Genomic DNA, 24920 nt, shown 5'->3' on the forward strand with positions numbered 1-24920 from the left:
AGAAAGGTCCTACCATTCTCATAGGATAGTAGGGCTTTTGTATACATAGAGACACCCAAAGGTGTCTCTATGCTATTTAAACCATCATATTGTACTAATTATTGAATTGCATTAACACCTTACTATTTATGAACAAATTTAATGGTTTTTGGATTTACCTTTGCGTTTATAACCTTGACCTTTACGGAATAACTACCTTCTTCTAAATATTTTATAGGAACTGAGAATTTTTGAAGATTCGAGTGATGAAGAATATTGGCACTTGCTACATGTGATAAATCACCTCGTAAATTATAAAACTCAAATACTACATAGCTTCTTTTTCCTTCGTTAGATGAGCTTAAATCAGCACTCCCAATAATAGTGTTGTAATATGGGGAATATTTTATTGGATTTCCATTACTAAGCCAAAACTCACTTTCATTAACGGATAATTTTTCAGTGTTAATTTGGGCAGAAACTGTATTCTGATCAGGACTATAAAATGCACCAAAGGCTAGAAAAACTATACTCATTACAGGAATAAGAATTCTTTTTTTCATTTTAACTACTCCTTTAATTATATTTTTAACAAACAAATAATACAAATTAATTACTTAAATGTAAATATATAGAATACAATTGGAATATTAATCTATAAAATTTTATTTTTCTTTCCCCAAGCCTTTTTGGTTAGAGCGCTAGAGCGTCGTTCGGAAACACAATCCCTCATATTAAACATTTTAAATTTACGAACAAAAAGAAATACCCATTAATATTAAGCTAAGAATTTAAGAGTAATATCATTCGTGGAATTTCTCTTTGTAAAGGAAATGCTTAAAATACAAATAAAACATCGTTTCCATGTCGTATTGTTTTATTGAAGTCTATCCTGAATTGTATCTAGTTCAATGTGATAGTAAATTCTGAGTTCGGTGCGCCAGCAAATACAACCGTTCCCTTCTCCGGTAGTTTCACTATGTTATTGCCGCTCACAACGGTAAAATTGATGCATACTTCATTCTCATCATACACCGAGAATGAACTCCCTGATGGCAAATCCACCGTCATTGTTTTCCCTGCTGCCTCTTGCGGGATCGTAAACCATTTCGCATGCCCATTTGCTTGCAGTGTAACCTTTGATAATTGACCTGCATCAAGCGATTTCACGTTGGATTCACTGACGTATAAAAAACTGGCCATCTTCATGTATTCATTACCGTCCTCTTTATAGAAATGTGCTTCCTTCGTATCACGCCCATTCATCACGGGAATCTGAATTTGATGCGTCGCCGTATTGGGACCTGTAATTTTTTTGCCGTCCCAATATCCATCTTTGAGCGTAATTTGTGTGTTAAGAGGTATTAGTTGTCCTAGATAGTTCATAGAATTAAATTTTTCGTTAACGAGGTAGAATTTGCCGCCCTCGCGCTTCGCCCATGCAGCAGCTGTTTTCTTCGGTAACACATTGTTTTCTAATTTCTGAGCTAAATAGTGAGTCAGCACATTTTGCCCCAATCCCGGTGATAATTCATATGTGCTCTCTCTTAAATAAACTTTTCCATTCTTCTCAGTGACGAAGTTAAGCTTGGAAGTACCCTTTTCATTTATAAAGCTTCCATCCGCCGTATATACATATTTTTCTTCTGGTTTAGTTGGTAAAAACAGTTCTCCCTTCTTCGTAATTTCTATTTTGAAATGGCTGTAGCTATTTCCATAAAATCCTGCTTTTTTTACCACGTCTTGAGGCACTTTAGCCTTGATTGGCTTGCCGAAAGATTTATCTGGTTTTATATCCTTAATTGTCCCTTTCTCTTTAAGCCTGGCTAGCAGTAATTTGTTTGCCAACAGTTGATTAGTCATGCTGGAGCCGCCGGAGGACAATACAGCTGCTGCCAGCTTCTGTTCTGGAAGCACGACCAATGACGCATGTTGCAGGACCGTGTCGCCACCCTTAGACAAAGCTTTTATCCCATATCTATCAAATGGGTATAGTTTCACACTATCCCAGCCAAGGCCATAGTTGAACACATTATCTCCATCCTCTGGCCACATTCCTTTTTTATATTCCTCTTGTTCCATCTCCTTGATTGCTTTATTAGAAAGGATTTCTTTTCCCTGTCCCATAAATAATTGCGAGAATCGCACCACATCTTCTGCAGTAGAAGAGATTCCTCCCGTACCAATCACATTCACCATTTCAATGGGAAGCTGTCCTTGGTACTTCGGAGAATAAAGTCCAGCCCGCTTTTCGTCCCTCCATTTGTCCTGAGGTGTTTGCGTATGCTCTAGTTTTAATGGCTTTGTAAACTTTTGATGTAGAAATTCAGTCAAACTCATCCTACTTACTTTTTCTACCAAAATCTCAGCCAGTGTAAAGCCGTCGTTACAATATACCGAGAATGCGCCAGGGTCCGCCTTCAAGCTTTGACTGGATAGTTGCCGCAACAACATATCATGGGCATAAGTATCATTATCTTTAAATAAAAATGCATTATTGAACGTCATACCTTGCAAACCCGAAGAGTGATTCAATAGCATACGTGGTGTAATGCGCTTGTATCGATTATCTTTCATTTTGAACTCAGGAATATAGCGGGCAACAGGAGCATCCAAATCAACTTTTCCTTCGTCTACTAGTTTCATAACAGCCGCAGCTGTATATACTTTACTAGTTGAACCAATCCCGTATAGAGTATCTTTGGTTAATGGTTGTTTCCCTTCTATATCGTTCTTTCCTGTCTGACCCGACAAAATCAGTTTACCATTATCAATTACCGCATACTGCACGCTAGTCGTCTCATAGGACTTCGTAAGCAGTGCAGCGTTCTCTGCAGCAATCTTTTCTAATTCTTTACTAGCAACTTCTTGGCTAGCTACAATCGGATCCTTACTGCTAGAAAACGCTATCGCTCCTGTTGGTAGGGTCATCGTTAGAGCCAAGGTAGCGGCTAACATCCCAAATTGTTTATTTTCCATAAGAGAACTACCTCCTTAGATAAATGATTGATTTCATTCCTTATTTGTTCAACTACAAACATCTCATAAATTACCATTTTATCTTTCTATCTACTTGCTAAATTCAGCAAGTAAAATACTTTTAAAAAGACCAGGACTCTCAGTTCTACCCATACTGTTCAAATTGACGGCCAACATATGCCTACCTCCATGTGTCCCTCCAACAAAAGTATCAAACCCTGGAATGCCACCTGTATGTCCCCATATCGGGACACCGTTAGGAAGTTTAATTTCAAAAATTCCTAGACCATATCCATTGATTCCTCCCCTTCCTGCGGGAACTGTAGTAAACATTTGATTTAGTTGCTTTTCTTTCAGTAATTTGCCACCAAGCAAATAAGAAAAAAATTTATTTAAGTCGTCTGCAGTAGAAATCATATCACCAGCTGAGCTAGCTATACTTGGATTAAAATAAGTAACGTCTTTTAGCTCGCTTCCCTCTTCTTGTTGGACATAGCCACGGGCGTGCTTGTTGCCTGGAATGATACTTGAATTTCCAGGTAAGAATGTATTTGACAATTCAAGTGGTTCAATAATTCGATTTTCAATCTCTTCTGCATAGTTATTTCCAGTTACTTTTTCAATAAGCATACCCAGTAATACGTATCCTGTATTTGAATAAGACCAGCCCTTTCCTGGAGCAAAATCTGGAGGTGCTGAGATTCCAATCTTCACTAGCTCCTCAGCGGTATACAATCTTTTGGTATTCGTAAAATCAGCTTCTTTTGATCTTGAGTACTCAGCGATACCACTTGTATGGTTCAACATTTGACGGATAGTAATCTGTTTAGCATCATATCCATTTCCTTGTATAACATCCGGTAACCAATTTTCAATTGAATCATCTAGGTTTAATCGATTTTCTCCGGCCAATTGAAGGATAACTGTTGCCGTGAACGTCTTCGTCACGCTTCCAATGCGAAAACGAAAATCCGTTTTCATTGGTTTCTTAGTTCTTAAATCCGCTACACCAGCGGCATACCCCCACGTTTTTCTACCCTGAGAAGTTTTAGCGAGTATTCCTGGGTATCCAAGTTGCAATGTATCTTGCATTGCTTGTTTGACAAAGGTACGATTTCGTTGAGTACTTGTTTGTAATGAACCAACTATATTTTGAGTGGGCTCTGCTTTTACAATTGAAGTTGGTGTTGTGTATAATAGAGAGCTTCCAGCTATTAAAAGGGCCAGACTTGCACATGTAATTTGACTACGTATTTTCAAAAGGCATTCCTCTCCTCTATTCGTATTGTAAGTGTAGTTGCTTGCTTGTTCGTATTAACTACTTAGCTCTATTATCTCCACCAATGTTAAAAGGGTAACATCAAATTCGTAATCATCTTCATAATGATTATTTTTACAAGCATCACTCTGTCTTAACAAACGGTAATCCTACTCTTTTCACATGTATTTTAAACCTAGAAATTACTTCTTTTCCTTAGAACACTCTTGTTACTATTTTTTCATTTTGATTTAAGTTGAAGTCTTCCTTAAAATTCAATAGACTGAAAATTCCGACTCATACACCCACACAAGGACAAACTGTTCCAAAATATCCTTTTTATATTTGTATATTTAATAAATCCTCACTCCTTTCTTGAATGTTCAGTACTATTCATTAAACAGTACTGAACATTATTTGATACATATTATGTAATAACTTACCATATGCTACTGTTCATTGCAAGGTACCGAAAAATTTATTTAAAAACATCCCACCAATATTAAACTAAGATTTTGCACTATTTATAAAGCAAAAAAGACATTATCTTTTCTGTTGAATTAAATGTGAATATTTTAGATCTCTATATTTAGATTGCAAATAGATAAAGGACATTAAATTTTGTTCAATGTCTATAAATTCAGCCAAAAATCGTTTAGTTACAAATAAAATAAGAATCCAAAAGCTATATATGATGAAATGATTAACATAATGTCTCTATAAAAGACAAAAGGTAACAGCCTAACTTTATTTGATATGGGGTAAAAATTATAAAACAGACTCATCAAAACTCAAAGCAGTCAACAACTAAAATAAAGCCTATGTTTCCATCACTCGCAGAAAATATGAATTTTATTGAAAATAGGCTATCTCATTCGGACGATATAAAAAAACTCGACGTTCCTTTTCCGATCAAAAAAGAACGATAATATATTGATTTAAAATCATGATTTGTAATAAAATGGATTACACCAGTACTTTCCCTACTCCCCTACTACTAATAGCTATTTAAAACAAACCAGCTAATTTAACACTTAAATATTTAGGAAGAAGGCTCAGAATGAAATTAAATAATGAAAAAGATGGCATTGTGTTTGCAGTACTTTCTTATATTATGTGGGGTATTACTCCAATTTACTGGAAGCTTATTCAACACGTATCTTCAGGAGAAATTCTAGCACAACGAGTTTTTTGGTCCTTTATTTTTATGCTTGTACTTTTATTTTTCATGAAGAAATGGTCTACATATGTTGAATTCATGAAAGAAATTGTTAAAAATCCAAAATTAGTTTGGTCACTTTTTATTGCTTCAGTACTGATTAGTTCAAACTGGGGCATCTTTATGTGGGCAGTGCTCAATGGGAAAATATTAGAAGCAAGTCTTGGTCAATACATTAATCCTTTAACAAGTATGTTAATCGGTGTAATTGCATTAAAAGAAAAGTTAAGTGGTTCTCAAATTCTTGCGTTTATATTAGCAGGCATTGGTGTATTAACACTAACGTTCCATTATGGTGTGATTCCTTGGATTTCTCTTAGTTTGGCGCTTACCTTTGGATTCTATGGTTTAGCCAAAAAAATGATTAAAACAGATTCAGTCATTGGATTAACACTTGAAACGATGGTAATTTCGCCTATTGCGTTAGTATATTTGGCTTATTTGATGTTTCAATCTCAAATACAATTTTTCAATTCTGTTTCAACCAGTTTATTATTAATAGGGAGTGGCGTAGTAACAGCTCTACCACTTTTATTATTTACAAAGAGTGCTAAAAAAGTTTCATTATCTATGCTTGGTATTCTCCAATATATTTCACCAACTCTGTCACTAATAGCCGGTGTTTTTCTTTATAACGAAACGTTAACAAAAGCTCATTTTATAGCTTTTACCTTTATTTGGTTAGCTCTTATAATTTATACTTTTTCTTCTATAACAACGTCAAGTAAAGAGAGCAAAAAATAAATGAGTTTAACTTATAAATAATGAACTACCTGTAACGAAAATTATGTAAATAAGCTGTCCATATGGGCAGCTTATTGTATTTTTTGCTTAGCGTTTTTTTGATGCATGTTGAATTGATGTTATTTTTGTACCAAGTTCAAGTATGAATGCAACAAGTGCTAATCCTGTACATAGAAGAAATAGATAATGGAATGAAAATGATTTTATTAACCAAAGACCTAATACTGGTCCTAAAACCATGCCATACCATTGCTTCTCCACGACGAGATCGTGGAATACATCAATCACAACCTTTTCTATCGAACTTGTAGCAACTGCCCAGCTGATTCCATGGAGAATACGTAAAATCACTAAACATATAACCCCTGTTACCCAAATATAAAAATACATTGTCTTTACAAATAATACTCAAACATTTTTGCAACCCTTTCTTTTATTTTTTCTTTTATAGATAATTGATTGACGTCAGAGGATGTTACTTGCTTTGAATTTTGTAAGTCTGCATTAATCACTGGTTTTATTCTCGAAATATAGATAGGGTCATGAATATAACAGTTCATTTCTTCATTTAAATGAAACGAGCGTGAATCAAAATTCACGGTCCCAACCATCAATACTTTTTCATCAATCAAAAATACTTTACCGTGTAACACCCCTTTTTTATAACCATATACTTCCATCCCCTGTTTTAATGCTTTTCGGATATATGGATATGCTGCTTCTTTAACTAATAGTGCATCCGAATGAGGTGAGAATAGAATTTTGACACGGACTCCCCTCTTTCTTGCATCTACTAATGCGTTCCAAATAGTTTTGTCTTTTGGTATAAAATAAGGTGTTAATATAATAATGGATTCCTTTGCTTGTTCAAACAGCATTTTATAATCTTGCCCAAGTTTTTTTCCACTATAATATGCAGTAAATCGTTGCGAGGTTGCTCCCTTTTCCTTTATCGCAATGTGTATCGGAATCGGTTTCTCTGAGTTTCTCTTCCAATCTAATACAAATTGGCGTTCTAAATCTTGAACTCCTTCTCCTCGTATTTGAAGATGATAATCTCTCCAATAACCAAGTTTTTCCTTCCCCCCCAAATACTTATTCCCGATGTTGAATCCACCAATGTAACCAACCTTTCCATCAATAACTGAAATACGACGATGATTCCGATGATCCAAAGAAGAAAAAAGATAAGGGAAAGCAGGTTTATTGTAATATGTAAAATGAACTCCTTTTTTAACTAATAATTCTCTTTCCTTTTTCTTTAGTAAAATTCCACCTAACCTGTCCAAAGCATAGTATACTTCTACACCTTCTTGACTTTTTTTCCGCAATAACTCTAGAAACTGATGGCTTACTTTATCATCAGCAATAGAAAAAAAGTTAATATGCACGTAATGCTTTGCTTTCTCTATATCTGAGAATAGTTGATTGTTTAACTGTTTCCCATCTGTATACATAGCAATATCACTTTGGCGCATAGGATATTGGCTAGAATTCTGGCTAAATACCCCATTTTTTTCGGCTATCCTTCTGTCAATTTCACCCCAAACAAACAGAACTAAACATCCACCGATAAATAAAAAGAGGAATACTCGGAAAATTCTTCCTATCTTTTTCAGCATATTTAATCTCCTTTATATATTATCGTTTTATTTCTGTTAGTTTTTGTTATTGGGACAAAACTATTCCATGCATTCCTTCTTTGAATGATTAACTATAAAATTTCTCATTCGCATAACCCTAACATTGTAAATGTACTTCAAAATAGGCACTCTATATTTTGAAATACATTTACAAGGAGGAATACTACATGACAGTAAGTACTAAACTTAAACAAATATAAAAATCATTCCTCTAACCATCCTGACCTTTATCTCAACTAAACTATTAAATAGTGTAGATTTATAAAAGAGTTTAATCATTATTAAAGAAATACAAAAATAAAAACCCCAATCTCTCTATATTAAAATTGAGAAACTGGGGTTAAGTTATTTAACCATATTTTTTATTTAAAACAAATAACTAATTAATAATCCTGCTGATAATAAGAAGCCAAAAATCGTATTTGTCATCGCTGTTGATTTCATTGCGATGCGCATATAACCAGGATCCTTTGCCCCTTTTTGGAAACTTTGAATCGCAGAAATTGGCTTTCTCAAACCTAGGAACATAACTAATGCCCAAGGGCTTATATAACCCATTAATACAATTACGGCAATCCATAAATACGCAATGAAAAAGGCTACCGCTAGTGTTACCACAGCTTTCTCTCTCCCAAGGAGGATTACTAATGTCTTTCTTCCACCTTTAATATCTTCTTCGATATCTCTGATGTTATTCGACATATTGATTGCACCGACTAAAATTCCAATTGGAATGGAAATCAATACACTTTCAATCGTTATCGTATTCGTTTGAATAAAGAAAGCAATGAGTACAAAACATGTCCCCATTAACAATCCGGAAACTAATTCTCCAAACGGGGTGTACGCAATTGGTAATGGACCGCCTGTATATAAATAGCCAACTGCCATCCCAATTAAACCAATGACAACTAACCACCAGCTGCTATTCATACAAATATAAATGCCAATAAAAGCTGCTACGACATATAATAAAAGCGCAACTGTTAACACATTTTTTGGCTTCAATCCATGACGGACAATTCCGCCACCGATGCCAACGGATTCAGCGGTATCTAATCCACGTTTAAAATCATAGTACTCATTAAATAAGTTCGTTGCTATTTGCAATGCTAAACACGCAACCATCATCGCAATAAATAACAGCCAATCAATTTTGGCAATATAAAGTGATGCCACTGTTCCTAAAATTACAGGAGAAAACGTCGCCGTTAATGTATGTGGGCGCGTCATCTTCCATATTAATTTAGCGGAACTAATTTCTTTTTCTGTCCCCATAACTCTGTTCAATCTCCCTACATTTTAAGTATAAATTACTAGCAGTATCTTTCTATCTATTTCCTGCCACGCATCCATTCATTATATCAATAAATGATTATCCTTTCTAACAAATCTACTTTTAATAAGGTGAAAAATTATAAAATGAAACTTTAATCAGTAGGAGTTTTGTCACCCCCACTGATTATTAGTACATATGAATTGGGCTTTTATGGGCAGCTCCCCCTCCCATTTAAAATAGGATAAAAAAGAAAGCAAATTACTTCCAAACAACACCTCGCCTCTCATATTCCATTCTGTATTCAACAGCAGCCGCAATTTTAGGGCTTGCGAATCTTTCCGTGATCCAAAGTCCCAAATCAACTCCTGAAGTGACTCCTCTTGCAGTGATAACATCCCCTTGATCCGCAATTCTGTAATGAAGAAGCTCTGCCCCGTATTCACTCATTTCATCCTGTGCCAAATAGTGCATCGTTGCCTTTCGACCGTTCAATATACCAGAGGCAGCTAATAGCATACCTCCTGTACACACACCAGCAACGATTGTTCCTGCATTGTGCATCTCGCTAATCATTTTAGTCAAAGTTCCAAGCTCTGCTTGCTTTCGTGCCCCATGCTCTGCTTTATGATTCCAGCCACCACCAGGTACAATTAACAAAATGGTTTCTTATTTGAGTCCCAGACTAGGAGAATACATGTTATGTACAAGTTAATAATGAAGATAGTCTTTCTCCCCTCACTCTATAAACTTCCAAATGTTCTTCTAATTCCCTCTCATCACTTATTACACCTAGCGTTTTCTTCACAAAATTCCAATTCAAACTACCGGATAACCATAACAAGGAAGAAAATCTCTTATAATCATTTGGTGTTAAAATATTATGGGCCTTATACCCTACTAAAAATGAACTAGCAACCTTCGAACACACCTCATGAGACTGTACTCCTTCTGTTCGAGAATACCATTTTATTAAAAAGGCTAGTCCTTCAATGCGGTCAACATAACTAATAGATTCAAAATCCACAATTCCTTTTACCTTTTGACTTGAGTCCCATAAAACATTCAAAGGATTTAAATCTGTTTGTACGATAAATTCTAGTTCACTCGTATATGCGCACTCTATATGATATTTAGCAAGATCTATATACTCCCGCAATTCCTTACATGCGCTTGCCCTACTTTCTAACATATTAATAAACTCAACATACCCATCCAAATGAGATATTTTTTGAAAAATCGAGCTTTGAAATTCGCAAGAAATATCATGAATCTTTCTTGCTTCCTTTCCGAAGGCTTCTACAATATTTTCTGTGCAATGCATAATATGTTCTCCCTCAATCCAATTAGACAATACAAATCGGTATTGTTCATCATTCCAAGCGACAAGTGTAAATGGCTCTCCTGCCCTATTCTTGTTTATCTGCATAAAAGGAATTTCATGTTCGCGTAAATAATAGGTAAACCGTACTTGCTCTATCAGTTGTTCGTTTGATAACGCCCCAAAGGCTGGATTGATTGTTCGCTTGCTATTTATAAATCTTGCGGAATATCGCTTTCCATTTACCATTATTTTATAATGCAGATCCGTATTCCAACTATCCTTATGCAATTCTTCTTCCACTGCTAGTGAATGAATTTCTTTAAAATAATTTATTAATATGTCTTTTATTATGTGTTTCATTCTATTCTCCTTTCATGCAAAAATTACAGTAGCCTTCTATCTATGTAGATGAAAGAAGGCTACTAAATCTTTTTTTAAAATTTAGATATTTCATAGTGAATGTATTATTGATTAAATAATACATTTGTTTAATACAAGTACTCCGTAAGAAAAATTAACCGTCATAATGTAATTAACAAAGTGAGGATTTTCATTTAAATTTTATAAAACTCAAATGTATTCTTTTCTAAACATATTGTTTCATCAGAAGTTTTGATAATGATATCAAAACGCTGACTATACGAATGCATAAATACTTCATATTGAATCCGTCGTTCTTCATGAGACTGCCTTAAATAACTTATATCCGCTCCCCTTTCAGCTATATCCCGGCTTGATCTTCTCATTAGTTCCGTTTCGCCATCTGTATAAAAATAAATTTTCAAATCAAATAAATCAGGGTTAATAAATGCGGCACTCATTCCCTCCACAATCGTTACTTTATTTTTCGAAGAAATCAACTTACTTTTCATATAATGCGTATCTATCGTATAAAAATCTAGCCCAGCTCTAACCATCTGAATATCTCTTTCTAAAGCTGCCAAATGGTGTGCCGCTGGATGACAAGCTGTCATTTTATAACGATGATTTTCATTTTGATATGTATAGTGAATCACTGCATGCTTACGGATATCCGAACTGACAATGTAAGGATCTGTATTAATATAATTTACTTCATTTTGATTTAGTAGATTTACGAGTCTATTAGCAAACGTTGTTTTTCCAGCTGCACCATGTCCTGAAATACCAATAACAATTTTTTCATCGCTCATCCTTAACCAATTTATTATTTCTTGTAACAACTTATCCATCATTCTCCCCCTTGCGCTAATATAATACCCATTATTTCAATATCTAAAAATCCCCTTATTAAATTATACATAAAACAAGGAAGATATTGTAATTATTCATCATACCATCTCTAATTCTAAGCAACTATATTATCTTTTAAATGAATTTATTATTTGTGAACACCTACATGATTAAATAGATTTCTAATTTTATCAATTCAATAGAATACCCTCTATTTTCCGGTAATTTATGCGAACCAATACAGTCATGACTATGTACAATAAAAAAAGAGCCAATCCCCTATAAGATAGAAGATTGGCTCTTTCCTTTATTTACTCCCCTGTTTCAGAAAATCTCTTTATACGTTCTCCAATTTCATCGCGAACACGTTGAAATTCAGACCACTCTTTTCCTGCTGGATCATCAAATCCCCAATGAACACGATTTACGTGCGGAGGTGTCGAAGGACAAACAGAATCTGCATGACTACACAGCGTAACGACTAAATCAGCGTTGTTTAAAATATTTGAATCGATTATATCTGATGTTTGATTCGTTATATCAATATTTACTTCATTCATCGCTTTAATAGCATTTGGATTTACTCCATGTGCTTCAATTCCTGCAGAATATACATTCCATTTATCACCTAAATATTGTTTACCCCATGCTTCTGCCATTTGGCTTCGGCATGAATTTCCTGTGCATAAGAAATAGATTGTCTTTTTGTTTTCCATGTTGTTTTCCGCCTTTGTTTTTAAATTATGCTGGTTGATCATTAAAATATTTACGCTTAAACCAAAAAGCGACGTTTACAAGTGCAATCATTACAGGTACTTCCACTAACGGCCCAATAACAGCTGCAAATGCTGCACCCGAATGAATACCAAACACACCAACTGCTACAGCAATTGCTAACTCAAAATTATTACTACCTGCTGTAAATGCTAACGTTGTTGTCACCGGATAGTTTGCACCAATTTTTCTTCCCATAAAGAAAGAAACAAAAAACATCACAATAAAATAAATGAGTAATGGAATTGCTATTCTTACTACATCTAATGGTACGCTAACAATCATTTCCCCTTTTAAAGAGAACATAATGATGATTGTAAATAATAATGCAAGTAATGTAAGTGGACTAATCTTCGGTATAAACACCTTTTCATACCATTCTCTTCCTTTTAACTTAATGAGTACAAAACGTGTTAACATGCCTGCTATAAAAGGAATTCCCAAATAGATAAATACGGATTTCGCTACTTCTCCCATTGTAATATCGACAATAGCCCCTTCAATCCCTAACCATTCTGGAATGACTGTTACAAACACGTATGCATAAACGGAGAAGAATAACATTTGAAATACTGAGTTAAAAGCCACTAAACCTGCTGCATACTCTTTATCCCCATCTGCAAGATCGTTCCAAACGATTACCATGGCAATACACCGTGCTAACCCAATCATAATGAGTCCGACCATGTATTCTGGTTTATCAGGAAGAAAAATAATTGCTAAAACAAACATAAGTACAGGTCCAATAATCCAGTTTTGTACTAAAGATAAAACCAATACTTTTACATCTTTAAATACGCGGCCCATTTCCTCGTAACGAACTTTCGCTAACGGTGGATACATCATTATAATTAAACCAACAGCAAGCGGGATAGACGTTGTTCCAACTTGTAATGTATTCAGTCCATCTACTACACTAGGAAATACAAACCCTAAACCAATCCCAACAGCCATAGCTAGAAAAATCCATAGTGTTAAATATCGATCTAGAAAAGATAAACGTTTCATTTTATTTTCCATCTCCTATTAACAACAAGAATTTTTTTCTACTACGTTAGAAGTCGTGCAACAAGATGCCTCTTCTATTTTATGAACATCACTCTGTGCTTTTGTATAAAAGAATTCCCACTCGTTCCCATCGGGATCCGTTACCCAAAACTTATCTTGTACTGCATAGCAACAAGTCGTATCCATCTCATCACGCGCGAAGAAACCTTCTTTTTCTAATCGTTCTTTATGCAATGTAATTTCTTCAGCTGTATCCACTTGGAAACCAAAATGATTTACTTGATTTCCATTCACCTCATCTCGCACGTTCAGCGTGAAATTAAGTCCTGGCGTCTCTAATAAAAATTTTGCATAATCTGTTTTCACTTTAACTGGTGATACACCAAATACCTTTTCGTAAAATTCAATAGACTTCTCTAAATTCGTAACGTTTATACCGACGTGAATATATCTCATACCTTATTCCTCCTCTTTATATATTATTAATCAATTTTTTTTGATTAATTACTCAAAATTTTAACAGCAGCTACCTTTACCTGTTTTTCTAAAGATACAGCATAATTCTTCTGATAATAAATTATTTACTTCCGCATCATTTAAATCATAATAACTCCACGTACCTTTTGTTTCTTTTACAATTAAACCTGCGTCTAATAAAATCTTTAAATGATAGGACAACTTAGATTGCGTCATTTCAAAAATCTCTGTTAAATCACATACACAAGTCTGGCCTCGCTGGCAAAGTTCATACATAATCTCTAAACGCTTCTGATCAGCCAACGCTTTAAACTTTTTCTCATATAACTTAAAATCTTGTGCCACTGTAGTTTCCTCTCCCTTCATCAATTTTTTTTGATATTTATAGTATATACGCAGATGGGTTCTATATGCAACTAATTAATCAAGTTTTTTTGATTTATCAAAAAAACTTCCTCGCATCCTATCTTTGTTACAGTAAAAAAGACCATAGCTTTTTCAACAATGAAAAACTACGGTTCTTTTTACAACTTAATAGTTATAATATTTCCCAGCGATGGAGTCTCTATAACTGTTTTAAATTTTAATTTGACCATTATAGAGTAGTGCCCCATCAAGCTAAGAAAAACAAATACCCCAAAATGAGAAAAATCGATATAACTCTTGTTTTTGGTGCATATTCATAAAAATAGTTTAAATCCTTAAGTTGATGGTTGTGGGGCGGGCCCCAATAAGAACGGTATCTAAGTGTTAGTTCCATTCAAAAGGCCTCAGCCGACGATTAACTCAAGTACCGATTTCGGATGACCCCCATGTGATGAAGTTCGTGTCCTGCGATGCCGTACGCGAGGGCGCGCGCCGTAATGCTTAGGTTGTTGGCTGTACCCTTACGATTCCACGCCTCAGCCGGTAGCCCGCGCAGCAATGTGATCGTTGATTGCCGGACGGCCTGGTAGTCTTCGGCCAGTTGCGCGATTGTCCAGCTTCCAAAAGGAGGCATGAACAATTCCTGATCGAAACCGGTCAGCGGAGTCTGGTCCCCTCTTGCGAACCGGAGCAGGCGGTAGGTCATGACGCGTTCCGCGTCTGTAATGTGGCCCACAACTTCTTTCAGTGTCCATTTTCCTTCCGCATACCGATATGCGGCCTGGCTTTCGGTCAACGATGCCAGGAGCTCGGTCATTTGCTTTTCCTGAGCGAGCAAAATGTCGATGATGTTACCGTCTGGCACCAAACGGATATATTCGCCGGAGCTCCCAGCGTATTCTTCTTCTGACGGTCTTTGATTCATGCGTAGTCACCTCTTTATGTAGATATAGAAAATTATAGCACTCGTCTATGTCTAATAAATTCGCGAAATGATAGAACTTCCCTTCTAATAATTGAGGCTAAGCAACTATTTAGTCGGTCGCCACACTATCCTGATTCGTTAGCACAATAAGCAATTCTAATCAATAATGCATAAAAATTAGAAGTTATACAATATTTCAAAGTTATTAATATATATTAGATTATTCCGAAACACACATAAATATATTTTGTCGAAACTATTAAAAAGGGAGAATTTCTCTAGCTGAAGAATTAATAATTGTGTTACCAATATGTAAAAATCTCAATTTAAAACTAAAGGAGAACAAAATGGGACAAATAATTGTATCGATGTACCTCTCACTAGATGGTGTCATGGAGGAACCAGCTTGGACTGCTCCATATTTCAATGAAGAAGTAGCAAAGTTTCAATCCGATTTACTGTTTGAAAGTGAAGCTCTTCTACTAGGGCGAGTAACCTATCAAGGTTTTGCAGCTGCTTGGCCTTCTATGACTGATGAAGAGGGTTTTGCTGATAAGATGAACAGCATGCCTAAATTTGTTGCTTCAACAACTTTGGAAAAAACCGAATGGAATGCAAATCTTATCAAGGGTAATATTGTAGAAGAAATATCGAAACTGAAGGAACAGCCTGGTCAGAACCTTTTAATCTATGGCAGCAGTGATCTTACACAAACATTAATGCAACATGACCTCATTGATGAATATCACTTTATAGTCAATCCCGTTATCGTAGGGAGCGGAAAGCGTCTCTTTAAAGACCAGAACAATACAAAAGCATTAAAACTTATAGAAACAAGAACGACCAGTTCAGGTGTCGTTATTCTTTCCTATCAGCCGGAGAAAAAAGAATAATTATTGATAAATTATCTTATGGAAAACTCTATTTATTCCATAGGAGTTGCTATTATTTTATTAATTATCTGTGCAATGTTTAGGGGCATTATACGTATAATTCGTCATACTAACAATCGTAAAAAGCAAGATTCAGTCGCACAAAATTAGATAAGGTTATTCAACTGTTAGAAGAACAAAACAAAGATTGACTCTTTCGGATCAGGAAAAGTTAAAATAACTTCCAATAACGAGAATAATGTAAATAAGCTGTCCATGTGGGCAGCTTATTGTTTTTTTGCTTAGCGTGCAAAATTCGCGTCTTGTTCGCGAGACCCCACACAGTACGATTTTATTTCAAAGACACAACGATCTTACTACACACTTTTTATTTATCCCACACTCTCATCTGCTAGTATTACTATTTTTTATTACTAATGTTGCCGTTTCACTCGGATGGCTAAGAGGAAAATGATGGCCATATGGAACAAAATCAACTTTACCAAGATGCGATGGAGCAGAATAGGCTCTGTCATACTCCCCCCAAATAATGTGAAGATTATACTTTGTTACTTCATTGAAATCATCTTGATCGTTTTTCAGTAGTAAACTGTTAAGCTGAACCGTTGTATTTAAAATTCTAGGAGAAGTAAAACTTTTACTTATTTTTTCAATATAATGTTCAGGGATACTCTCCATACTTTCAAACAAACCATTACTTAATAAATAACGCCCTATCAAATTAGTAGTTGCCAATTTTAATGTCCATTTGTTTATAAATTGAGGAACATTTAGCGATTTAGCATTTTTTTTAGCAACAGGTGGCTGAAGTAAAGTGATTGTATACTTCTCATCTATGTACTCTTGTACCAATGCTTCCAGAAGAATAAACGCACCGAATGAATGGCCAATTAGATGTGCACCATTCGTAGCTTTCTCCAATAACTTTTTCACTACATTCAAATAGATAGCTAGAAGATTTTTCTCTCGTTTAAAAGGAGAACGTCCCAAACCTGGAAGATCCAAGATCCATACAGGTTGACCAGTTTTTTCATGAAGCTCTTGTGCCAAAGGAAATAAATCCTCTCCATCACTCAATAAACCATGTAATAAAATAAACGGTTTACCCTCTCCTTGTAATTGGTAAAGGGTAGTGCTATCGCATAATGTTCGTTTAAATACATGATTATGCTGGCCATTTTGATACATCATTCGATAATCCAAATCAGCTACTACGGCAGGGAAAAATTTCATTACACTCGCCTTCTTAAACCAATCTCCTCCCATAATTTTTTTCGCTGAAACATTTGAAAATTTTCGTTTTGTAATAAAATTCAGTCCATCAGAAGGAATTTTTGTTATTTTACCTACTCCACTATTCATAATTGCTTTCATAAGTGGCATTGGGACCGAGATTTTTGGTGCCCTCATATTCATACTTTCCGACATAATACTTAATAATTCAGCCATGTTCTGATCGTGCGGTTTGTCTTCAACAAGTGTATATGTTTGAATAGTCGATTGCTCCAATCTGAAAACCTGCACAATAAACTTCGCAAGCCCATCGTTTGAAATAAGTGGTAACCTATATCCCTTACCTCCAGGAATCATTGGCATGAGCCCTCTTCGCATACTCTTCACAAGCAAACCTAATCCTGCTATCTGCTCTGTACTCCCTGTTTTACTACTACCGACTACAGTTGGCGGATTAATTACAGAAAGCGGATAACCTACTGCTGATGCCTGCTGACGGATATAAAGATCTGCTAAAAATTTTGTTCTCTCATATGGATTTTTTATTTTCAAATAATTGTTTCCTTCTTGAAACACATCAATTGCAATCTTGCTATTTTTATCATCAAAGGGACTCATATAACCTACAACATGAATAAATTGTTGCAAGCCCTTCAATTGATGAATACTTTTAGCTAATTCACTAATATGTTTCGCGCCATTTAAAAATACGGAAGCTGCCTCTTTACTTGTCGCTTGAATATCCATGGGGCCTCCTGCGTGAATAATCACATCCGTTTTCAATACCCTCTCCTTATCTTCAGCACTTAGACCTAAATCTATTTTCGTCAAATCACCTTCAATAAAGTGCATAACTTCCTTTTTTAAGATGCCTCTTTCTTGAAAAAGGCGTATTGCTTTACTTTTCGACCTGACTAAAAGAAGAATTTTCACATCCTCTTTGGCTAATTCTTTCACTAATTGCTTTCCAATAAAGCCTGTTCCACCAGTTAAAAATACTGTTCTCATATAAAATCCCCCTTTTTAGTACTACTCAGTACTAATTTGATGTAAAAAAAATGCTTCTTTTATCGAAGCAATTTAAAAAAATGATCTGCTGTTTTCGTGATTACAGTTGCATCCTTCAATGTTTCTGAAATAAATAACGCTCCTTCAAGATTTGTAATAAAAAGTGATGCAACCTCATCAATATGAATCGTATTTCTGAATTCTCCATTCTCTACCCCTTGTTTAAGTAATAGAGAAACTTTCTTTTGTAATCCTGTAAAAAAAAGACCTATTTTTTCTTTTATTTGCGTGGCCTGTTTAGGACTTTGAATATAAAGAGTAATAAATGGACAGCTCCCCTTATACTCTCTCGACTGAACTCCTTGTGATAATTGCTTTAAAAACAGTTGGATACGATCTTCAACTAAAAATTGGTTCTGAGAAAGTACGTCATCAATTGCAGATTGATACATTTCAATCCAATAATCAACGACCCCTTCTAATAATACTTCCTTATTAGAAAAGTGATAATACACATTAGACTTTGAAACTTTGCTTACACGTACTAATTCATCCATACTTGTATAAGCAAACCCTTTTTCTAAAAATAATGTTGCAGCTACTTCAATCACACGTCTTTGATTCATTAATTTTACCTTTGTCATAACTAGAACTATATAGTACTAATTTAAATATTGCAAGTATTTATGTTCATTTAGAAAAAAGTTTGATTAAAAAAATTCTACTAATATTGATTTTACTGCAAAAAAATCTTAGCATCAGTGTTACGCAAAAAAGAAAGGGAGTGGATCCCCCACTCCCTTTAACCATCTACCCCTGATTCTTCTGCGCTTCTCTAAACTCCTCCTTCACCTTCTCTAACAACCCTTCTTCCGTAATTAATCGATATGCCGTATTCGCTAGTGCTTTTGCCGATGTAATTAATGCTTTATCTCCAAGTTCTGAACGTGCTGCTTCTCTAAATTCATTCGTATGTGCAATTAAATCATCTGGTCCGATTTTAATGTACGGATGAATTGTCGGTACGACTTGACTTACGTTTCCTGCGTCGGTTGAACCAATCCCTACTCTTTCTTTACGATTTACATCTTCACCTAATAGTTCTAGTTCTTCCGCTACGATATCGTTATATGTTTTTGTTACGAGTAATTCATCGATTTCATTTTGGAATTGATGGATTTTTACTTTTGCACCTGTTGCTAACGCTGCTCCCTGTGCAATGTTTCTTACTTTTTCTGTTACTTCCGCGCATCTTTTTCGCGTTGCTGCACGGATGAAGAATCTTGCTGCAGCGTAGTCAGGAATAATATTAGGTGCTTTTCCGCCCTCTGTAATGACCCCATGAATTCTCACGTCTGACGGAAGTTGTTGGCGAAGTGCGTTAATACCGTTATAGAGCTGAATAACCGCATCTAATGCATTAATCCCTTCTTCTGGCGAAGCTGCAGCATGAGCTGTTTTTCCATAAAAATGAAAATCAAGTGGATCGACTGCTAATGAAGGACTCGTTGTCGCTGTCTTTCCGCTCGGATGAATCATAAGCGCCGCATCAATGTCTTTAAATAAACCTGCCTTTACATAACTTGATTTCGCGCTACCATTTGGCCCGCCTTCTTCTGCTGGCGTACCAAACACGACAACTTCCCCGCCAATTTCTTCAAGCGTTGCTGATAATGCGATTGCTGCTGCAACGCTAATTGTGCCAATTAAATTGTGACCACACGCATGACCTAGTCCTGGTAAAGCGTCGTACTCCGCTAAAAATGCGATTGCAGGTCCTTGTTTTCCAGAGCTTTTTCGCGCGATAAATCCCGTTTCATGTCCAGCTATATTGTGCTGCAACTGAAATCCTGCACTGCCTAGCAATAAACTTAACGTTCTAGATGCATAAAACTCTTGGTTACCAATTTCCGGATTCGCATGAATATCATGACTTGTTTCTATGTACTTTTCCTTATTTCTTTCGATACTCTCTTCAATTGTTTTTCTTTGTGACGCTACTCCTGTCGCTCCCATTTTTCTTCCTCCTTTTATTTTCACATAAAAAAGCCTCTTTCTAAAAGATAGAAAGAGGCTTCTGTATATACAGTCAAAATGAGCTTCTTTCTTATCTTTCAAGTTACCTTGCTGGAATTGGCACAGTATTCATAACGAATCCGCTGCCGAGGTATCATAGGGCCAGTCCCTCCACCTCTCGTGATAAGAATTTTCATAAAATTATATTAAATTATTTTTTATTCTAAGTTCATTCCAAGTAAAAGTCAAGGAATTCCTATCCGAATTTACCGAATATCTAAAAATCCTTTTAATACACCAATTGTCTCAGGTGCTTGCAGTCTTGCACATACGTACGGAAATTCCGTACTACCTTCAAACATCATTTGGGATGTAAGCGGTGCGCCTGCCCAGAAGATTTCATCATCAATTACGATAAACGGGAATGCTTTATTTTGTCTTTGTAACTTTACATTTTTCAGTGGAACTGGTCCATCACTATACACTGTTATTTGCGCATTTGTACGCATTAACGCTTGCCATACTCGTTTATCCACTTGTTTTGTACTTGGAAGTGAAATAATAATTTTTCGTTTTGCGACTAAAATATCTTTCAATAACCCTTTCGTTTCCTCAAGATTCATTTCCATAAACCAGCGTAAACGTTTCGAAATTTTCCGTTCCCACAATTGTCTTGATGTCGTACGATCATACACATCTCCGTGACGTTCTATATGAGCTGTTAATTGCGATAACGCTTGTTTTCTTGAAAGGTTTTTACGCATATAATGGCAATCTGATAATTGAATGAACTTCCCTCTCGCCCTTGTCACTGCTACATTGACGAGGCGATGGTTTTTGTGATCAAAGAATAATACGCCAGGTCGTTCTTGCGGATAACTGTCAACCGTATCAAAGATCATCATATCTCTTTCAGAACCTTGGAACTTATGAACTGTCGCCGCTAAAACTGGTATGTTTTGATATTTCGTTCTCTGCAACATTTCTCTAATACACGTTGATAAAAAGCGTGACTGCGCCCTGTAAGGTGTCACAATACCGATTGATTGCACACCGTCTAACAATCCGATTAACATCATTTGCATTGCTACTAAACCAGACATAATGTTAAAACGTGAACCAGAAGCAGCATCTTTTAACGAAAAAGCTCCCATTTGGCTCGTATCAAATAAAACACTCGCTTCATTTGCGAACGGCTGCAATTGCGCAAGTTCTTTACGCTCTGAAACAGACGGATGATCGTATACTCTATTTTTATAAATAAACGAATTCGTAAACTTCGATATATCCGCATGCATACGTCTTTGTTCCTGCAACATAAATAGGTTTGGGTGTGCTTCTGATTTATTAACAGACTCAACAATCCCAGCATGGTAAAACATATCTTCCCCAAGCCATTTGCGAACGAGTTCATGATTTGCCATCGCAATTGGAGGTAACTGTAAAAAGTCACCGCAAACGACGATACGTTTTCCAAGTGAAGCAGCTAATGCAATTTGCGGAACATATGCCATACTTACTTCATCTACAACAACTAAATCAAATGTGCGCTCATAAATAAGTGAATCAATGGCACATTTCGATAAAGTTGCGCCGATTACTTTCGCATTTTCAATATATTCTTTTTCTACTTCTTTAATTTTAGCCTTTTGCTTTCGAAGATCACTTTCAATCTCTTGTATACGCTTCTTATCAGCAGATGTTGCTTTATACGATAAGATTTTTTCACGAAGCTCTTGTCGCGTCTCTTCTAAATAGAGTCTTTCCTCACCCCAAGATCCGTTCGTTGTTTCAACTAACTTCGACGCAAGTAACGTTTCATGATTTCGTATATGTTCATGTTGACTATAACCGTAACGAACAATTTCGCCAGGCGTCCATTTCTTTTTCTTCTCAATTTGCTTCGTTACTTCACTCATTAATACGTCTACTGCCGCATTACTATGAGCCAACACAAGTACCGATTTTCCTTTTTGATAATGAGCCGAAATAATACGTGATAAATTGTAAGACTTCCCTGTTCCTGGTGGTCCCCATACGTAAGTTGTCGGATTATAAAACGCACGATATGCCAATTCATTTTTCGGATTTTTCATCTTCTCAATATGTTTCGGACTGCTCGTCCCATCAACAAGACGCTTTATACGATTACGTTTTAGCTTATCTTTACGTGCTTCCTTCAACCTCTCTTGTAGTTGCTCTAACAATTGCCACGGTTCACTATATAAAACAGCTTCTCGTATTTCACCTTGTATATAATCATTTAATTTCAGTTCTATTTCTAATCCATGTACAGACAATACTTCTCCTGTCGCTTCCTCACCATCAAACTCAATTCGAATGGGTGAACCTTCAGGTAAGCTTACTTCCGAAATAAGCTGAAATACGTATACTGTACTTTCATAATCTGTATATAAAAAACGACCATTCATGATAGAAATTTTACTACCACCTATCGTTTTCCAATGTTTAATTTCATATGCTAATGCATAATGCCACTCTTTCATCGTTTCCGATAATGAAGGAGTTTGAGTAGTTGTATTCATCGTATAATCTCCTTCCTTCTCCCCAAACATACTTTCTCACTATACCATATAAAACGCTAAAATTTGTAAGGTTTTTATCTTGCTTATTTTCTTAATTTTCAATAACATATTGTATATAATTTTCAGAAAGAAGGAATCTACATGCCAGTTAGAAGAATTGAACACGTCGGACTTATGGTTGCAAACTTAGAAACATCTATTTCATTTTATGAAGAAGTAGTCGGCTTACAACTCATGAAACGTATGGGACACCCGAATCCAGACTTAAAACTCGCTTTTTTAGGTGTGGAAGAATCAAAAGAAACGATACTAGAACTCATTGAAGGCTACAACTCTTCTCTTCCGGCAGAAGGAAAAGTACATCACATTTGCTTTAAAGTGGATTCATTAGAGGATGAGATCGAAAGACTGAAGAAACAAAAAGTAACCTTTTTACTAGGAGAAGAAATTGAAACATTACCAGATGGAACACGTTACATATTCTTCGCTGGTCCTGATGGAGAATGGATTGAGTTTTTTGAGACGGAGAGATAAAATGAAGCTTTAGGATAGAAAAGGAGCCGGAATTCCGGCCCTTGTTTTTAATGAAACATATTTTATTATAGGAATAAAAATCTTTCTAATAGCTCTAACTTGCACAATGCTTCCCGTTAATATAATACGCTGATTCTGTGAAAACTGTAAATACAACCTCTACTTCTGGAAGTCCAAAATCCATTACATATGTAGTAATGGCCTTGGCAAATCGATCACGAATTTCCTGTCCACGCTCGAACCATTTCACTTCAATAAGAGGAAACGCTTCTATTTCTTCTCCATTGAATACAAACGTAGAACTTGGTAGTTCCAAGGTGAAATTATCCGTACCACACTCACAGATATCTGCGAGTTCTTCTACTAATGGCTTGCTTATGCTTTTTAATTGTTCAGTAGTAATTCCACGAAACACAACATGCGGCATGTTATTCCCTCCGTTACATAGCTTTATATTTCCTCATATCATAACACAATTTATTTTGCTGCACTAACATCTATTCGTACATTTCAATGATATTCTTAAGAATGATCATATGTTATTGAAGCTAATATAATCAGGAGTTAAGGAAAAGCAGACTGATAGAATTAAAGGTGAAGAGGTAATACTTGACCTCAATTCTAATCGTCATATAATCAATGCCATGCACAAAATGACTCATCAAAAAGTATTATCTCATGAAAAGCAAGGATTTATTAAAATGACTCCAGAAAACATCGAAGCAGTACGTTGAGTAATTGATGAAAATAATAGTGGAACCTTACAACATAAAGAATAGTACCTCAAGATTTTGATTGGTTGGTATGAAGGCGATTTCTCCCTTATCGTTTTATGATATGCTAATAACATTTGATAAAATATGGTATCTATAGACAGTCAAACACCTTTAAAGATACCTCATCCAGTTCTTGCTGTTGCAAGATAAACAGCATGTAATCAGTTAACCACCCACATTAGTAACGAAAACATAAAGAAAAGGCATTCCAAATATGAAACACCTTCTTTCGTTTTATAAAACCATCCAACACGCTGAACTTTTCAATTTAATATAATGACTCGTTTAACTAAAGAAATTGATTACGTGCATAACGCTCTTCTCACTTTTCTTGCAAAATTTAGTGGATCATCAACGTCTTCGATATTAACGTAAATTAAATTTGGATCATCACATAACCACTCATTGTGTATAGACGAAACGATTATTCCTTGTTTAATAATTGTCGCCACAAATTCAGTGACTTCTTTTTGTAAGAGTGCTACTCGGCCTAGGCATAATGCCCGTCCGGTTTTATTGTCTCGTGATTCGAATGAAAAGGAAGTTGTTACTCTAAAACGTTTTCCCAAGATTGTTGCTCGTATTTCATCTCGGTTTATTGTTGCCACGCATTTCCCACCGGCGAATCCTTCTTGACCGCCAATGATTCTTGCAAACTGTTGACAAATTGATTCCTCATTAACCGCCATACCTTTAATCATTCCTCCTTTTACTATTAGATTATGAATTC

21 protein-coding genes, 4 pseudogenes and 1 riboswitch are annotated in these 24920 nt (G+C 35.6%); of the genes and pseudogenes, 5 read left to right on the top strand and 20 right to left on the bottom strand.

The window, feature by feature from the left end; genetic code table 11:
* Positions 1-122: 122 nt before the first annotated feature.
* The 3 genes from EBQ15_RS10925 to EBQ15_RS10935 form a co-directional block, all read right to left on the bottom strand.
* Complete coding sequence (locus EBQ15_RS10925; protein ID WP_000746041.1) at positions 123-542, bottom strand: hypothetical protein; 420 nt, start codon at positions 540-542, stop codon at positions 123-125.
* Between the two features lie 340 nt (positions 543-882).
* The gene (locus tag EBQ15_RS10930; RefSeq protein ID WP_000428635.1) at positions 883-2958 is read right to left on the bottom strand and encodes a serine hydrolase domain-containing protein; all 2076 of its coding nucleotides are present in this window, start codon (positions 2956-2958) and stop codon (positions 883-885) included.
* Between the two features lie 90 nt (positions 2959-3048).
* Positions 3049-4218 (bottom strand): serine hydrolase domain-containing protein, encoded by a 1170-nt coding sequence (locus EBQ15_RS10935; protein ID WP_000702499.1) that lies wholly within the window; start codon positions 4216-4218, stop codon positions 3049-3051.
* Positions 4219-5276: 1058 nt separating this feature from the next.
* Between EBQ15_RS10935 and rarD the strand changes: the two genes are divergently transcribed.
* Positions 5277-6179: an EamA family transporter RarD gene (rarD, locus tag EBQ15_RS10940; RefSeq protein WP_000773902.1), complete on the top strand. Its 903-nt coding sequence runs from the start codon at positions 5277-5279 to the stop codon at positions 6177-6179.
* Positions 6180-6272: 93 nt separating this feature from the next.
* Here rarD and EBQ15_RS10945 read toward each other — a convergent pair.
* The 11 genes and pseudogenes from EBQ15_RS10945 to EBQ15_RS10995 form a co-directional block, all read right to left on the bottom strand.
* Positions 6273-6587, bottom strand: a pseudogene (locus EBQ15_RS10945) (MFS transporter); the annotation flags it as partial.
* Positions 6575-7801 carry a phospholipase D-like domain-containing protein gene (locus EBQ15_RS10950; RefSeq protein WP_000913731.1) on the bottom strand — a complete coding sequence of 409 codons (1227 nt, stop codon included), beginning with the start codon at positions 7799-7801 and terminating at the stop codon, positions 6575-6577. The gene EBQ15_RS10950 and the pseudogene EBQ15_RS10945, both read right to left, overlap by 13 nt.
* Before the next feature lie 387 nt (positions 7802-8188).
* Positions 8189-9100 (bottom strand): 1,4-dihydroxy-2-naphthoate polyprenyltransferase, encoded by a 912-nt coding sequence (gene menA / locus EBQ15_RS10955; protein ID WP_000536354.1) that lies wholly within the window; start codon positions 9098-9100, stop codon positions 8189-8191.
* 259 nt (positions 9101-9359) lie between these two features.
* Positions 9360-9758: pseudogene (locus EBQ15_RS10960) on the bottom strand (DJ-1/PfpI family protein); the annotation flags it as partial.
* Positions 9759-9798: 40 nt separating this feature from the next.
* Positions 9799-10782 (bottom strand): phosphotransferase, encoded by a 984-nt coding sequence (locus EBQ15_RS10965; RefSeq protein WP_000680468.1) that lies wholly within the window; start codon positions 10780-10782, stop codon positions 9799-9801.
* 194 nt (positions 10783-10976) lie between these two features.
* A complete protein-coding gene (locus tag EBQ15_RS10970) occupies positions 10977-11633 on the bottom strand; it encodes a uridine kinase family protein (protein ID WP_000359535.1) in 657 nt (218 codons plus the stop codon).
* A gap of 312 nt (positions 11634-11945) precedes the next feature.
* Positions 11946-12350 carry an arsenate reductase (thioredoxin) gene (arsC, locus tag EBQ15_RS10975; RefSeq protein WP_000428357.1) on the bottom strand — a complete coding sequence of 135 codons (405 nt, stop codon included), beginning with the start codon at positions 12348-12350 and terminating at the stop codon, positions 11946-11948.
* A gap of 25 nt (positions 12351-12375) precedes the next feature.
* Complete coding sequence (gene arsB / locus EBQ15_RS10980) at positions 12376-13416, bottom strand: ACR3 family arsenite efflux transporter (protein ID WP_000826548.1); 1041 nt, start codon at positions 13414-13416, stop codon at positions 12376-12378.
* An 18-nt stretch (positions 13417-13434) separates the two neighbouring features.
* The gene (locus EBQ15_RS10985) at positions 13435-13872 is read right to left on the bottom strand and encodes an ArsI/CadI family heavy metal resistance metalloenzyme (protein ID WP_001269068.1); all 438 of its coding nucleotides are present in this window, start codon (positions 13870-13872) and stop codon (positions 13435-13437) included.
* A gap of 60 nt (positions 13873-13932) precedes the next feature.
* Entirely contained in the window at positions 13933-14259 is a 327-nt protein-coding gene (gene arsR / locus EBQ15_RS10990; RefSeq protein WP_002000155.1) for an arsenical resistance operon transcriptional regulator ArsR, read from the bottom strand.
* A gap of 415 nt (positions 14260-14674) precedes the next feature.
* A complete protein-coding gene (locus EBQ15_RS10995) occupies positions 14675-15184 on the bottom strand; it encodes a DinB family protein (RefSeq protein ID WP_001076316.1) in 510 nt (169 codons plus the stop codon).
* Positions 15185-15531: 347 nt separating this feature from the next.
* On the opposite strand from EBQ15_RS10995, the gene EBQ15_RS11000 reads away from it, so the two are divergent.
* Positions 15532-16077, top strand: a complete 546-nt coding sequence (locus tag EBQ15_RS11000) for a dihydrofolate reductase family protein (protein WP_000529757.1) — start codon at positions 15532-15534, stop codon at positions 16075-16077.
* Between the two features lie 18 nt (positions 16078-16095).
* Positions 16096-16268: pseudogene (locus tag EBQ15_RS11005) on the top strand (DUF4083 family protein).
* 193 nt (positions 16269-16461) lie between these two features.
* On the opposite strand, the gene EBQ15_RS11010 reads toward EBQ15_RS11005, so the two are convergent.
* From EBQ15_RS11010 to EBQ15_RS11025, 4 genes are all read right to left on the bottom strand, one after another.
* Positions 16462-18318, bottom strand: a complete 1857-nt coding sequence (locus EBQ15_RS11010; protein ID WP_001261147.1) for an alpha/beta fold hydrolase — start codon at positions 18316-18318, stop codon at positions 16462-16464.
* Positions 18319-18377: 59 nt separating this feature from the next.
* Positions 18378-18944, bottom strand: coding sequence for a TetR/AcrR family transcriptional regulator (locus EBQ15_RS11015; RefSeq protein ID WP_001076336.1), 567 nt, complete (start codon positions 18942-18944; stop codon positions 18378-18380).
* Between the two features lie 184 nt (positions 18945-19128).
* Positions 19129-20334 carry a M20 family metallopeptidase gene (locus EBQ15_RS11020; RefSeq protein WP_000501337.1) on the bottom strand — a complete coding sequence of 402 codons (1206 nt, stop codon included), beginning with the start codon at positions 20332-20334 and terminating at the stop codon, positions 19129-19131.
* Positions 20335-20422: 88 nt separating this feature from the next.
* Positions 20423-20524: riboswitch (SAM riboswitch) on the bottom strand.
* A 76-nt stretch (positions 20525-20600) separates the two neighbouring features.
* Complete coding sequence (locus tag EBQ15_RS11025) at positions 20601-22910, bottom strand: AAA domain-containing protein (RefSeq protein ID WP_002000162.1); 2310 nt, start codon at positions 22908-22910, stop codon at positions 20601-20603.
* A gap of 111 nt (positions 22911-23021) precedes the next feature.
* Between EBQ15_RS11025 and EBQ15_RS11030 the strand changes: the two genes are divergently transcribed.
* Positions 23022-23414: a VOC family protein gene (locus tag EBQ15_RS11030; protein WP_001145286.1), complete on the top strand. Its 393-nt coding sequence runs from the start codon at positions 23022-23024 to the stop codon at positions 23412-23414.
* Positions 23415-23508: 94 nt separating this feature from the next.
* On the opposite strand, the gene EBQ15_RS11035 is transcribed toward EBQ15_RS11030, so the two are convergent.
* Entirely contained in the window at positions 23509-23841 is a 333-nt protein-coding gene (locus tag EBQ15_RS11035) for a DUF1904 family protein (protein WP_001120970.1), read from the bottom strand.
* Positions 23842-23971: 130 nt separating this feature from the next.
* Between EBQ15_RS11035 and EBQ15_RS11040 the strand changes: the two are divergent.
* Positions 23972-24190, top strand: a pseudogene (locus tag EBQ15_RS11040) (DUF6241 domain-containing protein); the annotation flags it as partial.
* Positions 24191-24492: 302 nt separating this feature from the next.
* Here EBQ15_RS11040 and EBQ15_RS11045 read toward each other — a convergent pair.
* Positions 24493-24879, bottom strand: coding sequence for a DUF1259 domain-containing protein (locus EBQ15_RS11045; protein WP_001986336.1), 387 nt, complete (start codon positions 24877-24879; stop codon positions 24493-24495).
* Positions 24880-24920: the final 41 nt, after the last annotated feature.

It is taken from the genome of Bacillus sp. 2D03 (assembly GCF_003946765.1).
GTDB classification, from domain to species: domain Bacteria; phylum Bacillota; class Bacilli; order Bacillales; family Bacillaceae_G; genus Bacillus_A; species Bacillus_A cereus.